Genomic DNA, 13,275 nt, shown 5'->3' with positions numbered 1-13,275 from the left:
GTCCGCCCTCGCTTCTGCCGAAGTAGCTCAGCTGGCTAGAGCAGGCGTTTCATACGCGCCGGGTCGGGGGTTCGATTCCCTCCTTCGGCACCAGAAATGGTGACAGTCGTCCGCTGGTATCCCTGAATCGGGTACCAGCGCTCGCGACATGCTCCTCAAGGTCGGACGTGGACGAGGGTTCCTTCCTCGCCGCTGCTGTGCACCGCGTGCCAGCCGTCGGGGAGCTCCGGCTCTGCCCACAGGAAGAGCCGCCGCGCGTCGACGGGCGTCAGCGCGATGTCGTGGAAGCCTTGCGCTTCGCCGACCCCGGCGCCCCAGTACATGCCGGTGATCGCGTGGCCCGGCGCGAAGTCCATCACCCACGGGGCGTCGGCGACGTCGAAGCTGTCGGCGACCTCGCGCGGATCGATGTTGCGCGTCACGTGCTTGCTCCGCACGCGGAAGGTGCCGCGCGCCGTCGACGCGCTCGACTCCGGGTCGCGGAGCTGATCGCGGCCCGAGGAGATCAGCGTGGCGTAGATCGGCTTCTGCCCCTCGTAGGCCGTCAGCGTCTGGTTGGCCAGGCTGACGTCGAGCCAGCGCTGAGAGCCCTTCGCGAACTCGGGGAACTTCGAGCGCCGCACGATGACGACGAGGTCCTGCGCGCGCAACCAGAAGCCGTCGCGCGCCTCCTCGAAGCGCGTGCCGTCCACCGTCCTGAACTTGCCCGTGAGCGGCACGCCCGTGCGCCGCTCGAGCTCTTCATCGTTGGGCGTCGCCTTGCCGCGGCCGATCGACCACGTGGTGACGTCGTGGCGATGCACGAACGCCACGGGCAGCCCGACCTTCTCGACGTCGAGGCCGTGCCACGGCGAGCCGAGCGCGGCCTGCAGCCGATCGGTCGGGATGAGGCGGCCGTCCGGCGTCACGCCGAGCCTGCGGCCGTCGGCCTCCCCCGCGGTGAAGGTGCGGGTGATCGCGACCCCGCTGCCCTTGCGCAGCGCCGCCGTCTTCATCGCGGCGCGCAGGTCGACGGGCGCGCCGTCCTTCGCGCCGAGCTCGATCCCGAGCGCGGCGAGGGGCGGGAGCGGAGCGACCGCGTCGGCGAGCGGGAACACGAAGTAGCCCGACTCGGTCCTCCGCCCGTCCTCGCCGACGCCGTGCTGCTGCGGCAGCAGCACCGGCGGCCCGGTGGCGACGCCGCGCTCGTCGAGCGGGACGTCGTTGGCCGACGCGCCGAGCTGCGCGTCGCTGCGCTGCGCGCGCTCGAGGTGGCGATCGAGATCCGGCTCGGCGTGCCGCAGCTCCTCGCGGCTCGGCACCCCGGAGTACGCCGGGGTGCCCTGCGTCCTCGCGCGCCCGTAGCGGTAGGGCAGGGGCCGCGACAGGTCGGGGGGCGCCGGCAGCACCGCGACGACGTCGGTGTGCAGCGTCGCCCCGTCGCCCGCGCAGACGAAGCCGCGGGGGCGGATCGCGTACCACCCTCCGCTGCACCCCGCGCGCCCGTACGGCTCCGACGACCGCACCACGGCGGCGCCAGGATAGAGCTCGCCGATCGTGCGCGCGCCGGCCTGCGGGCGCGCGAGCACGGGCGTCCCCGCGCGCAGGGCGACCAGCTTGGGCCCGTCCGCGGGCACCGCGACGATCTCGAGCTCGCCGCCGCCCGCTTCGTCCTTCGACAGCTCCACCGACGCGGCTTTCGCCTTGCAGCCGGACACGGCCAGCACGACGACCAGGCCCGCGAGCCCGTCGATGCGACGGGGCCGCTGGCCGCGCGCGGAGCGTCGCGGCGCGCAGGGCGGCGGCGCCCCGGGGTCCGGAGGCGACACCGGCCGGGAGAGCTCCGTCGGCATGGAAGCGAGCGGCATCGGCCGACGCATGCCCGACCTGCGCGCCCCGGGCCAAGTTCCGGGGCCCAGCGCGGCGCGCGCGCCGCCCGGCCGCTGGCGCCGCGCGCACGCCGACGCCATGAGATGCGCGTGCGCCTCCGCCCCGCGCTGGTGTTCCTCCTGCTCGCGCCCTATGCCGTGGTTTTCTATGGATTCCTGGCGCTGCGCCGCGCCGCCGCGTCGTTCCGACCGCGGCACCCGTGGCGCACGTGGGTGAGCCCGAACCTCCTGATCGGCGGGTTCCTCCTCCCCGGCGACGTCGCCGAGCTCCGGCGCCTCGACGTCCGCGCGGTGATCAACGTGTCGCGCGAGCTCTACGACCCGGTGCTCGCGCTGCGCGCGGCGGGCGTCGAGTACCTCCGCGTCCCGTGCTGGGACATGTGCGCGCCCACGCTCGAGCAGGCCGCGCGCGGCGTGGCGTTCCTCGAGCGCCACCTCGGCGCTGGCCATCGCGTCCACGTCCACTGCGCGAGCGGCGTCGGGCGGAGCGTCACGATCGCGCTCTGCTACCTCGCCACCCGCGGCGGCCTCGAGGTCGGCGAGGCGATCGCCCTGCTCGAGCGGCGGCGGCCGCGCGTCGCGCTGAGCCGCGCGCAGCGCGCGTTCGTCGAGCGCTACGTCGCCTGGCACCGCGAGGGCGCGCTCACCTCCTGCGCAGGAGCGATCTCAGGCTGAAGAGCCCGAGCGCGGGCGCCGCGACCGCGAAGGCCCCGCCGCACGCCGCGAGGATGAGCGCGGCGCCCCACGGCGTGGCGGCGATCGCCTCCGGCAGCGCCGCCCGCAGCGCCGCGCCGCATCCGACCGAGACCGCCGTGAGCGCGGCGACGCGGCCGACCCGGATCTGATCCAGCCCGAGCCCGCCGATCTCGCGCCGCACGCGGAGCGCGAGGGCGATCGCCTCGACCCACCCGGCGATCACGGCGCCGAGCACCACGCCGAGCACGTCGAGCCGCCGCATCAGGACGAGCGCGACGGCGGTGCTGACGAGCACGCGGTAGAGCGCGTAGCGCGCCGGCGTCCTCGTGTCCCCGAGCGCGAACGAGGCGGTGATCAGCACGCGCCCCGCGGCGTTCCCGAGCAGCGCGAGCCCGTAGGCGCCCACGAGCGGCTCGACCCGCGCCGTCGACGCCCGATCGAACGTCCCGGTCTGCAAGAGCAGCGTGATGAGCTCCCGCCCGAGCACCAGGAACACGGCCGTCGCCGGCACGGTCAGCACCGTGATCCGCGCGAGCGAGGCGCCGAGGCGGCGCGACAGCGCCTCGTTGCGCCGCGCGACGTCCGCCTCGGCCGTGTCGCGCGCCATCTCGGGCAGGGCCACCGCGGCCTCCCCCGTGCCGAGGATGCTCATCGGCAGGAGGTAGATCGTCTGCGCGTAGTTGAAGGCCGCGTTCGCGCCGGCGCCGAGGAAGCTCACGAGGAGCGTGTCGACGAGCCCGGAGACCTGGATGACCCCGCGGCCGAGCAGCGCGGCGGGCAGCTTCCCGGCCGCCTCCCGGACGCTCGGGTCGCGCGCGTCGAGGCGCGGCGCGAGGCCGCCGAGCAGCGCGCGCGCCGAGGGGAGCAGCAGCGCGAGCTGCAGCGCGGCGCCGGCGAACGCGCTCCACGCGAGCGCCTCGGCGAGCGGCTCCCCGCGCATGCCGAGCCACGCCCCGCAGGCGAGCATCCCGGCGATCTGGGCGGCGCTCCACGCGACGGGCGCGGCGTAGGGGAGGAAGAACCGCCGGTGCGCGTTCAGCACGCCGAGCCCCCACGCCGAGAGCACGAGGAGGCCGGTCATCGGGAAGATGATCCGGACGACGCGCGTCGTGCTCGCGAGCTTGTCCTCGTCGAAGCCCGCGGCGACCAGGAAGGACAGCCACGGCGCCGCGAGCACGCCGAGGAGCGACGCCGCCGCGGCGGCGACGAGCAGGAGCCCGAGGGCGGACAGCGCGAAGTGCGCCGCGCGCCGCGCGTCGCCCGCCGCGCGGAGGCGCGCGTAGACGGGGATGAAGGTCGCGGAGAGCGTCCCCTCGCCGAGGAGGTTCTGGGTGATGTTCCCGGCGCGGAACGCCGCCGCGATCACGTCGGCGAGCTCGGAGGTGCCGAAGAAGTGCGCCGTCACCCGCTGGCGGATCAGCCCGACGAGCCGTGAGAGGATGATCCCCGCGGTGACCATCGCCGTCGATCGCGCCGCGCTGGGCGCCGCCTCGTGTCCGGCGGCCGGCCGGCTCGCGCCGGCCGCCGCGGCGGCGCCGGGGGCAGCGCTCGCCGGCGTGGTCCCTGCCTGCGTGGCGGCGGGCGGATCGGGGTCGGGCGGCACGGCGCCGCTTCTATCAGACCTCCCGCCCCCGGGCGACCTCGGCGCCGGCCGGCCGGCGGCTCAGTCCCGGAGCCTCGCGGCGCCGAGCCGCTCCGCGTGCGCCAGCACCCGCCGCGCGACGTCCGGCCCCTCGCGCCGGCGGTCCAGGTGCCGCGGGATGACCCCGCGCTCCGCGGCGTCCCACAGCTCCGGCTGGGAGATCCCGGTCTCGGTCCGCGAGCGCAGCTGCGACAGGGAGACCTCGACCGTGGGGAGGGCGATCGGCGCCTGGGGATCGCGGAGGAGCGCCGGGTCGATGCAGCACGACAGGTCGTTCGCCCCGCCGGAGCGCGCGTTCAGCCTGGGAATATCGAAGCGCGCCTCGAGCGTGCGGATCACCGACGCGTGATCGAGCACGGTGCTCACCGCGCAGCCCCTCCGGACGAACGGGCCCGCGACGATCGACGGGACCCGGAACCCGAGCTGAGAAAACAGCGGATCGTCGTCGATGGCCGTGGGCGGCGGGACGTGGTCGAAGAAGCCTCCGTGCTCGTCGTAGGTGATCACGAGCAGGCACTGGCCCCACTGCGGGCTCTTCGCGAGCGCGTTGTAGACGCTGGCCATGAGCACCTGCCCGAGCTGCACGTCGTGGTCCGGGTGATCGTCGTTCGCGGTGGCGCCGAAGAACTGCGGATCGATGACGGAGAACGCGGGGAGGAGCCCCGCGGCTGCGTCCTCGAAGAAGCGCTCGATCCCGGAGACGCCCTTGAACTTGAAGTACGCCCCCGAGCACCACGGCACGTCATGGTAGTAGTTCCTGCTCGAGATCCCCGCGTCGCTCAGCAGCTCGAACACGCTCGTGAAGCCGGTGACCGGCACGTTCCTGGAGACGCCCCTCGACGTGGCGCCGTGCAGGAAGAACCGGTTGGGCCAGGTCGGGCCGAGCACCGAGCTGAACCAGCGCTCGCAGATCGCCGACGCGTCGGCGAGCGCGTAGAGGATCGGCAGGTGCTCGCGCACGTGATAGCCCATCACGTCGCGCTGATCCGGCCCCGCGTGAGCGACGACGAACCCGTCGTTCCTCCCTTGGTTCCACTGCGCGTGGGCCGCGTCCCAGCTGTGCGGCGGGTCGGCGGGCGTGAAGTTGTCGAGCTGGAAGGGGGAGACCAGCGCGCCGTCCGGCGCCCGGTTCGACTCGTTGCCTGTCAGGCCGTCGATCGGCCTGCCCTCCTTCAGCCGCAGCGAGCCGAGGTAGTGGTCGAACGACCGGTTCTCCATACACAGGACGACGATCGTGCTGATCGGCGCGAGCAGCTCTGCAGGGCTCAGGCCCGCCGTGTCGACGCAGCCATCCGCAGGCGCGCCGCCGGCGCCGCCTGCTCCCGCCTGTCCCGAGCCGCCCGCCCCCCCAGCGCCGCCGGCGCCTCCCGAGCCGCCCGCGCCTCCAGCGCCGCCGCCCGCACCTCCGGCTCCGTCGTTCCCGCCCGAGCTGCCCGAGCTCGAGCCGGCGTCCTCGAGCATCGTCGCGCCCTCCGTGGCGCTGCATCCGAAGGTCGCGGCGCCGAGCGCCGCGCCGATCCCCGTCAGCACATGCCGCCGGGTCAGGGGATCACGCGGCGGTACATTCCGTTTTTTCATCACACACAGGATCCTCAGGAACGCGGGGCCGAGAAAGGACTTTTGATGTCCCCTCGACTCGACGTAACCGTCGAGTAACCCACGTGACCCTCCGCGAACACCGGCGCGACAACCGGCGTACGGCCGGCGTAAGACCGACGTAACCAAGAAAACCTTTCTTTTCGCGAGGTCTGCAGGGTGATATGGGTAGAAATCGCGGGGGCCTACGTTTGCACTCTGCCACCTTCCGATGAGCTCGAATCCGCTCCCACCTACGCCTGCAGGGATAGATACCGTCGAGAACGTCCGGTCGATGGGGCCGCTGAGACCGCTACGGCTGTGCATCGTGGACATGAACAATGGCCACGTGAACCAGGCGATGCGCTGCCTGCGCGGGCTTACCTCAGCCTTCTTCGAACGTGTCCAGAAGCACAATCCGGGCATATCTTGCGAGGTTGTCGAGGTGTCGCCCCGGGACACCAACGCACCGATCCCCACGGACTGTGATCTGTACCTCTCGTCGGGCGGCCCCGGCTCTCCGTTCGACGGCGAGGGCGAGCCGTGGACGCTCGACTTCGCGCGCCTGCTGGACGGCGTTGTCGAGTCGACGATCCAGGGAGGCGCGGACCGGCGGGCGCTCTTCGCGATCTGCTACTCGTTCGAGCTCGTCGTGCACCATTACCGGCTGGCCGACGTGGTGCCGCGCGCCGACCGCAAGTTCGGCGTCATGCCCATCTACACGACCCCGGTCGGCCAGCAGCACCCGCTGCTGTCTCCGTTCGGCGACCGCCTCTTCGCCTTCGAGCACCGCAACTGGGAGGCGGTGAACCTCGACGAGCGCCGCCTCGGCGGCCTCGGGGGCCAGCTCCTTGCCCGCGAGAGCCGCGACGGCATCTCCAAGGGCCGGGCGATCCTCGGGCTCCAGGTCGCGCCGGGGGTCGAGGCGGTCCAGTTCCATCCGGAAGCGGATCGCGCCGGCGTCATGAGCTGGCTCGCGCGGCCCGAGCAGGCGGCCGCCTTCAAGGCGACCTACGGCGAGGTCACCTACCACGCGATGCTGCGCACCCTGGACGATCCACGGCGGCTCGCGCGCACCTACGCGCTCGTGATTCCGGGTTGGCTCGGCCGCTGCTTCAACGAGATCGCCGGCCCCCGCGGCTACGCGGAGCTCCCGCCGATCGAGGACGCCCCGTGCCCACGCTTCGCCGCGCACTGCCGCGCCGAGGATCCGCCCACGCCCTCCGCGCGCACGCCCATCCCCGGCGAGCAGGTCGCGCGCGGCGCCTGAGCCGCGCGTGCGCCGAGGGGCCGCGCCGCCGAGGGACCGCGGGGGCTGCGCGGGGAGCTGCAACAAGCGCCGACGATCGGCTGCTCGCGCCTTGCGCGCCGGCCTACCTGCGGCTTATGGTCATGAGATAAAGGATGATCGCGAGCAGGGCTCGCGGGCCAGCATCCGCCGCCGGGGGTTCCTCGGGCACGCATGAGAGAGAACGCATGAATCACTCGCGTCCGGCCGCTCCGAGGAGTCTACCGTCGCCGGACGTCCGCGAGCCGGGCGCGTCCGAGGAGGGGCACCGCGGCGACGCGTCGCCGGCCGAGGCCTCGGCCGCCCAGCCCTCCGCGCCGGCCGAAGACCCTGACGCGCAGGAGGCTCAGCTCGATTCGCAGCTGGGCGTGACGGATCCGATCGCGATGTCGCAGGTCCGTGACGCGTTGAACCAGCTGAGCCGCGAGCGCGGGACGCAGCCGCACGTGCTGCTCATCATCTACCACAAGCAGGGCGCCGAGACGGTGCGGCTGAACGAGGGGGTCGGGGTCGTCGTGGGCCGCGATCCGAGCGCCGACGTCGCGATCCCCGAGCGCAGCCTGTCGCGGCGCCACGCGCGCTTCACGTTCCAGCGCGGCGACGTGCTCGTCGAGGACCTCGGCTCGACGAACGGCACCTTCCTGAGCGGCCACCGCGTGGAGCAGGGCATCCTGAAGCCCGGCGACGAGGTGGTGCTCGGGGAGATCACGGCCTCGCTGCGCGTCATCGCGAGCGCGGAGCTGCCGGTGCTCCACCTCGACGCGCTGGACGCGCGCCGCGCCGCCCTGGACCCGCGACGCCTGCCGAGCGCCGACAACCTGATGGGCGGGCCGACGCCCGTGGGCGGCGTGCGCGCGGTCAGCGACGAGGGGCTCGTGATGCGCAGCCCCGCGATGCGGCCGGTGCTCGAGACCGCCATGCGCCTCGCGCGCTCGTCGGCCCCCGTGCTGCTCCAGGGCGAGACGGGGACCGGCAAGGACGTGCTCGCGCGGCTCATCCACGAGGCCGGCCCGCGCCACAAGAAGCAGCTGATCCACGTCGGCTGCAGCGGCGTACCCGCGCAGCTCCTGGAGAGCACGCTCTTCGGCCACGAGGCCGACGCGCTCCCGGGCGCCGCAGAGGCGCAGGAGGGCGTCTTCGAGGCGTGCGCGGGCGGCACCGTGGTGCTCGACGAGGTGGGCGATCTCCCGCCTTCCTCCCAGGCCGCGCTGCTGCGCCTCCTCGACACCGGCCGCATCGTCCGCATCGGGTCGACCCGGGAGATCGAGGTCGACGTGCGGATCGTCGCGACCACGTACCGCGATCTCGAGGCGATGTGCGAGGCGGGCGCGTTCCGCTCGGACCTGCTCTACCGGCTCAACGCGGTGCCGCTGCGCATCCCGCCGCTCTGCGAGCGGCGCGAGGACATCGGGCCCCTGGCCCATCGCTTCCTCCGGCAGGCGAACGAGGCGCATCGCCGCAACGTGCGCTCGATCGATCCCGAGACCCTCGCGCTCCTGGAGCAATACCCCTGGCCCGGCAACGTGCGCGAGCTGCGCAGCGCCATCGAGCGCGCCGTCGTCATCGCGCGGGGCAGCGTCATCACCCCGCTCGACCTGCCGGAGAGCATCAACGCCCTCGCGGCGCGCCGGCGCTCCACGCCGCCGCCGCCGGACCGGCCGCTCGTCGAGATCGCGCCGACCAGCACGGGGCCGATGATCGGGCTCAAGGCGCAGATGGATCGCCTGGAGGCCGAGATCATCCTCGAGGCCCTCCGCGCGACGAACGGCAACCTGGCGATGGCGGCGCGGCGGCTCAGGATGCCGCTGCGCACGCTCCAGGAGAAGATCACCAGCCACGGGCTGAAGCGCTCCGATTACCGGGACGGCCCGCCCTCGCGATCGAAGTAGGGCGCGGGCGAGCGGGGCCCGGGCCGCTCAGCCTTCGTCCTCCAGCACCGCCAGCGCCGCGTTGTGCCCGCACGCGCCGTGGACCCCGGCGCCGGGGTGCGCGTACGACGAGCCCAGGTAGAGGCCGCGGACCGGCGTCCGGTAGCGGAAGTAGGGGAACACCGGCCGGAAAATGAGCTGATTCCGGATGTCGGCCGAGCCTCCGCCGAGATCGCCGCCGATGAGGTTCGCGTCCATCGCCTCGAGGTCGTCGGGCGCCCAGATCTTCCGCGCGAGGATCCGCTGCCGGAAGCCGGGGGCGAGCTCCTCGATGCGCGCCTCGATGCGGTCGGCGAAGCGCTCGCGGGAGGCCGCCCAGCCCCCGTCGATGGAGGAGGGGACGCGCGAGTAGGCATATAGGGTGTGGCGCCCGGCCGGCGCGCGGGTCGGATCGACCAGCGATTGCTGCCCGATGACGAGGTAGGGGTGCTCGGGGAGCGCGCCGGCGCGCACCTGGCGCGTGAACTCGGCGAGGTCCTCGAGGCTGTCGCCCGCGTGCACGACCGCGGCGCGCGCGGCGTCCTCGTGGGACCACGGCGCCGGGCCGTCGAGCGCCCAGTCCATCTTGAAGGTGCCGAACCCCTGACGGAACCGGCGCATGGCGCGCTGGATCCGGCCGGGGACGAGCTCGGGCGCGAGCAGGCGGAGGTAGAGCGTCGGCGCCGCGACGTCGGCGACGATGGCGCGGCGGGCGCGGATCTCCTCGCCGTCCGCGAGCCGGACCGCGGCCGCCCGGCCCTGCCTGGCGATGATCTGCTCGACGCGGGCGCCGCAGCGGAAGCTGCCGCCGCGCTCCTCGATGCGCCGGAGCAAGGCGCGCGTGACCGAGCCGGCGCCGCCCTCGGGCACCGCGAAGCCGCCGCTGGAGGCGAGCAGGGTGAGCATGAAGCCGACGATGGCGCCGCAGGGGTCCTCGGGGCCCACGTCGGTGTGGAGGGCGAGGCCGGGGATCACGCGCCGGGCCGCCTCGGTCCGGAAGGTGCGCGTCGAGAAGCCGCGGCCGCTCGAGAGGGCCACCTGCGCGAGGCGGAGCAGGTTGAGGGGCCCGAAACGGAGCAGCGCCCCGAGGGCGGGCGGCGTGGACAGCAGCGCCTTGAGCAGCCGCTCGACCGTCGCGGCGTGCCAGCCCGCGATCCGGCGCCACGTGGGGCCGTCCTCGCCGAGCGACCTCGCCGTCGCCTCGACGTCCCGCGCGATCGCGGCGCAGGTCCCGTCGGGCGCCGGGTGGGCGCTGTCGACCGGCGCGTGTCGCCAGACGAGGCCGGCCCCCGGCAGGTCGAGCGGCAGCAGCGCGGGGCTCGTCTGCCCGAAGGGGAAGAACGCCGCGCCGAGGTCGTGGCGGAACCCCGGGAGCGTCACCTCGCGCGTGCGCACGGCGCCGCCCGGCTCCTGCTCCGCCTCGAGCACGAGCACCGACAGGCCCGCGCGGGCGAGGTACGCCGCCGCGGTGAGGCCGTTCGGTCCTGCGCCCACCACGATCACATCAGGGTCTCCGCTCTGCATCGTCGTCTGCGGCTCCTCAGCCCACGAGCTGCGCGCTCGGCATGGTGCGGTTCGAGGCGATCGCCTGGCCGCTCCGCCCCACCACGAGCAGGCCGACGGCGATCACGTCCGGGAACATCGCGACGCCGCGCTGCGCGGCGCGGGCGGGCGCGACGCCGTCGGCGAGCCAGTCGTAGACCGTCCGCGCGAGGAGGCGGCGCGCGATCTCCTCGCCGACCCCCGTCGCCGCCACCGCCCCGTGCGGGCCGGCGTAGATCCCCGCGCCCATCAGCGGCACGTCGCCGACGCGGCCGCGGAGCGAGAAGGTCGACCCGCCGGTCGACGCCGCGGCGGCGAACCGGCCGTGCGCGTCGCGAACGACGGCCCCGACCGTGTCGCACTCGATCGGCTCGGCGTCGAAGTTCCAGAACCGCTTCGCCGTGAGCGCGTGGAACCGCGCCGCGTCGTTCGTGGCGTCGCCGTCGCCCCCCTCGCCGCGCAGCGCGGCGAGGGCGTGGCCGTGCCGCTCGCGCGCCGCCTCGGTGACCGGATCGTGGTCGGCGAACCCGAGCCGGCGCGCGAACGCGGTCGCGCCCGCGCCGGCGAGGATCAGGTGGGGCGTCTCCATCACCTTCGCCGCGACGAGGACGGGGTTCTTCACCCGCTCGACGCACGCGACGGCGCCGAACCGCCCGTCGCTGGCCATCACGGCCGCGTCCATCTCGATCGTGCGCCCGTCGAGGCGGAGGTTCGAGCCCGTCCCGGCGTTGAAGCGCGGGTCGTCTTCCAGGCGCGCGGTCGCCGCGATGGCCGCCGCGAGCGCCTCTCCGCCCGCGTCGAGCGCGCCGAGCGCCTCGTCGGCGGCCCTGGCGCAGCTGTCCGCGCCGTCTCGCGGCGCGGACACCCCGCCGTGCGTGAGGATGGCGTATCTCACGTCGCTCTCCCGCGCGTACCACGGCCGCGCGCCGCCGCGAAGCCGGCCGGGCCCGCGGCCGCCGGGGGGGCGGGCGCGGCGCCGCCGAGCGGGGAGGCCGCTCGGCCCCGGGGCAGGAGCGCTGCGCTCGACACCCTGCCGCGCTCCTGATACGTCGCGCGCTCAGCCCGGAGCGCGGCGGGCGCCAGCCGACCGCCCGCTGCGGGACGAGCGCGGCCAGGTCCAGGGCCGCCGCGAAGCCGCCCATCGAGGAATCGAGGAGAGCAGAGACCGTGGCCAAGAACGAAGCGCCGAAGACCGCCATCACGCCCACGCGCAACGAGGATTACCCCGAGTGGTACCAGCAGGTCGTGCGCGCGGCCGACCTCGCGGAGAGCTCGCCGGTCCGCGGCTGCATGGTCATCAAGCCGTGGGGCTACGCGATCTGGGAGAACATCCAGCGCGAGCTCGACAGCATGTTCAAGGCGACCGGGCACAAGAACGCGTACTTCCCGCTGTTCATCCCGAAGTCGTTCCTCGAGAAGGAGGCGGAGCACGTCGAGGGGTTCGCGAAGGAGTGCGCGGTGGTCACCCACCACCGCCTCGTGCCCGGCCCCGGCGGCGGGCTCATCCCCGACCCCCAGGCCCGGCTGGAGGAGCCGCTCATCGTGCGCCCCACGTCCGAGACGATCATCGGCGCGGCGTTCGCGAGCTGGGTCCAGAGCTACCGGGATCTGCCGCTGCTGATCAACCAGTGGGCGAACGTCGTGCGGTGGGAGCTGCGGACGCGCCTGTTCCTGCGGACGGCGGAGTTCCTGTGGCAGGAGGGGCACACCGCGCACGCGAGCGAGGCCGAGGCGCGCGAGGAGACGCTGCGCATGCTCGGCGTCTACGCCACGTTCGCGCGCGACTTCATGGCCATGCCCGTCCTCGAGGGCCCGAAGACGGCGAGCGAGCGCTTCCCCGGCGCGGTCGACACCTACGCCATCGAGGCGATGATGCAGGATCGCAAGGCCTTGCAGGCCGGGACGAGCCACTTCCTGGGCCAGAACTTCGCCAAGGCGAGCGGCATCAAGTTCCAGACGAAGGAGGAGACCGAGGAGTACGCCTGGACGACGTCCTGGGGCGTGTCGACGCGCCTCGTCGGCGGCCTGATCATGACCCACAGCGACGACGACGGCCTGGTGCTCCCGCCGCGGCTCGCGCCGGCGCACGTCGTGATCCTGCCGGTGTACCGGGGCGACGACACGCGCGCCAAGATCGACGAGTACATCGACGGGCTCGCGAAGGAGCTCCGGGCGCAGCGCTTCGGCGAGCGGCGCGTCGAGGTCGAGATCGACCGGCGCGACATCCGCGGCGGCGAGAAGCAGTGGGAGTGGGTGAAGAAGGGCGTCCCCCTGCGGATCGAGATCGGGCCGCGCGACGTCGACGGCGGCGTGGCCGTGGTCATGCGCAGGGACCGCTCGCCGAAGGACAAGGCGAGCATGGCGCGCGCGGAGCTCACGGGGCGCATCACGGAGATCCTCGCCGACATCCAGGCGACGCTCTACGCCCGCGCGCTCGCGATGCGCGACGCGAACACGCACGTGATCGACAGCCGCGCCGATTTCGACGCGTTCTTCGGGTCGAAGGGGGGCAAGGAGGCGCCGGGCGGCTTCGCGCTGGCGCACTGGTCCGGCGATCCCGAGGTCGAGGCGGCGGTGAAGGACGCGCACAAGGTGACCATCCGCTGCATCCCGACCGGCGGGTTCGAAGGGGCGCCGTGGGCCGACGCGGTGACCGGCGAAGGGACGTGCATCTTCACGGGCAAGCCCAGCCCGCGGCGCGTGGTGTTCGCCAGGTCGTACTGAGCGGCGGCAGCCGCCGGCTCACCGGGCGCGCGC

General features: G+C 74.0%; 9 protein-coding genes and 1 tRNA gene. 5 read left to right on the top strand and 5 right to left on the bottom strand.

Annotation, left to right across the window (positions count from 1 at the left end; genetic code table 11):
* The first annotated feature begins 16 nt into the window (after positions 1 to 16).
* Positions 17 to 93 (top strand) — tRNA-Met (locus WME83_RS22765).
* A gap of 62 nt (positions 94 to 155) precedes the next feature.
* On the opposite strand, the gene WME83_RS22760 is transcribed toward WME83_RS22765, so the two are convergent.
* On the bottom strand, positions 156 to 1,847 hold the full coding sequence (locus WME83_RS22760; protein WP_437321389.1) for a L,D-transpeptidase: 1,692 nt from the start codon (positions 1,845 to 1,847) through the stop codon (positions 156 to 158).
* 105 nt (positions 1,848 to 1,952) lie between these two features.
* Between WME83_RS22760 and WME83_RS22755 the strand changes: the two genes are divergently transcribed.
* A complete protein-coding gene (locus WME83_RS22755) occupies positions 1,953 to 2,543 on the top strand; it encodes a protein-tyrosine phosphatase family protein (RefSeq protein WP_437321388.1) in 591 nt (196 codons plus the stop codon).
* On the opposite strand, the gene murJ is transcribed toward WME83_RS22755, so the two are convergent.
* On the bottom strand, positions 2,512 to 4,167 hold the full coding sequence (gene murJ, locus WME83_RS22750; RefSeq protein WP_437321387.1) for a murein biosynthesis integral membrane protein MurJ: 1,656 nt from the start codon (positions 4,165 to 4,167) through the stop codon (positions 2,512 to 2,514). The genes WME83_RS22755 and murJ overlap by 32 nt on opposite strands.
* A gap of 60 nt (positions 4,168 to 4,227) precedes the next feature.
* Entirely contained in the window at positions 4,228 to 5,784 is a 1,557-nt protein-coding gene (locus tag WME83_RS22745; RefSeq protein WP_437321386.1) for an alkaline phosphatase family protein, read from the bottom strand.
* A gap of 442 nt (positions 5,785 to 6,226) precedes the next feature.
* On the opposite strand from WME83_RS22745, the gene WME83_RS22740 reads away from it, so the two are divergent.
* Together WME83_RS22740 and WME83_RS22735 are read left to right on the top strand one after the other, a co-directional pair.
* On the top strand, positions 6,227 to 7,051 hold the full coding sequence (locus tag WME83_RS22740; RefSeq protein ID WP_437321385.1) for a hypothetical protein: 825 nt from the start codon (positions 6,227 to 6,229) through the stop codon (positions 7,049 to 7,051).
* 206 nt (positions 7,052 to 7,257) lie between these two features.
* A complete protein-coding gene (locus WME83_RS22735; protein WP_437321384.1) occupies positions 7,258 to 8,958 on the top strand; it encodes a sigma 54-interacting transcriptional regulator in 1,701 nt (566 codons plus the stop codon).
* 27 nt (positions 8,959 to 8,985) lie between these two features.
* Here the strand turns inward: WME83_RS22735 and WME83_RS22730 are convergent, their stop codons facing one another.
* Positions 8,986 to 10,500 (bottom strand): phytoene desaturase family protein, encoded by a 1,515-nt coding sequence (locus WME83_RS22730; protein WP_437321383.1) that lies wholly within the window; start codon positions 10,498 to 10,500, stop codon positions 8,986 to 8,988.
* Between the two features lie 16 nt (positions 10,501 to 10,516).
* Positions 10,517 to 11,413: an isoaspartyl peptidase/L-asparaginase gene (locus WME83_RS22725; RefSeq protein ID WP_437321382.1), complete on the bottom strand. Its 897-nt coding sequence runs from the start codon at positions 11,411 to 11,413 to the stop codon at positions 10,517 to 10,519.
* A gap of 272 nt (positions 11,414 to 11,685) precedes the next feature.
* On the opposite strand from WME83_RS22725, the gene proS reads away from it, so the two are divergent.
* A complete protein-coding gene (proS, locus tag WME83_RS22720; RefSeq protein ID WP_437321381.1) occupies positions 11,686 to 13,242 on the top strand; it encodes a proline--tRNA ligase in 1,557 nt (518 codons plus the stop codon).
* The last annotated feature ends 33 nt before the right edge of the window (positions 13,243 to 13,275 follow it).

The sequence above is a fragment of the Sorangium sp. So ce385 genome (assembly GCF_051474135.1).
Lineage (GTDB): Bacteria > Myxococcota_A > Polyangia > Polyangiales > Polyangiaceae > Sorangium > Sorangium cellulosum_D.
Note: the sequence above shows the minus strand (reverse complement) of the source record. Positions and strands in the feature narration are given on the sequence as shown.

Excerpts from the sequence above, each read along its gene's own strand:
- WME83_RS22745 (WP_437321386.1), bottom strand. The coding sequence starts at position 5,784 with ATGAAAAAACGGAATGTACCGCCGCGTGATCCCCTGACCCGGCGGCAT.
- WME83_RS22730 (WP_437321383.1), bottom strand. The coding sequence starts at position 10,500 with ATGCAGAGCGGAGACCCTGATGTGATCGTGGTGGGCGCAGGACCGAAC.
- WME83_RS22755 (WP_437321388.1), top strand. The coding sequence starts at position 1,953 with ATGCGCGTGCGCCTCCGCCCCGCGCTGGTGTTCCTCCTGCTCGCGCCC.
- WME83_RS22735 (WP_437321384.1), top strand. The coding sequence starts at position 7,258 with ATGAATCACTCGCGTCCGGCCGCTCCGAGGAGTCTACCGTCGCCGGAC.
- WME83_RS22760 (WP_437321389.1), bottom strand. The coding sequence starts at position 1,847 with ATGCCGCTCGCTTCCATGCCGACGGAGCTCTCCCGGCCGGTGTCGCCT.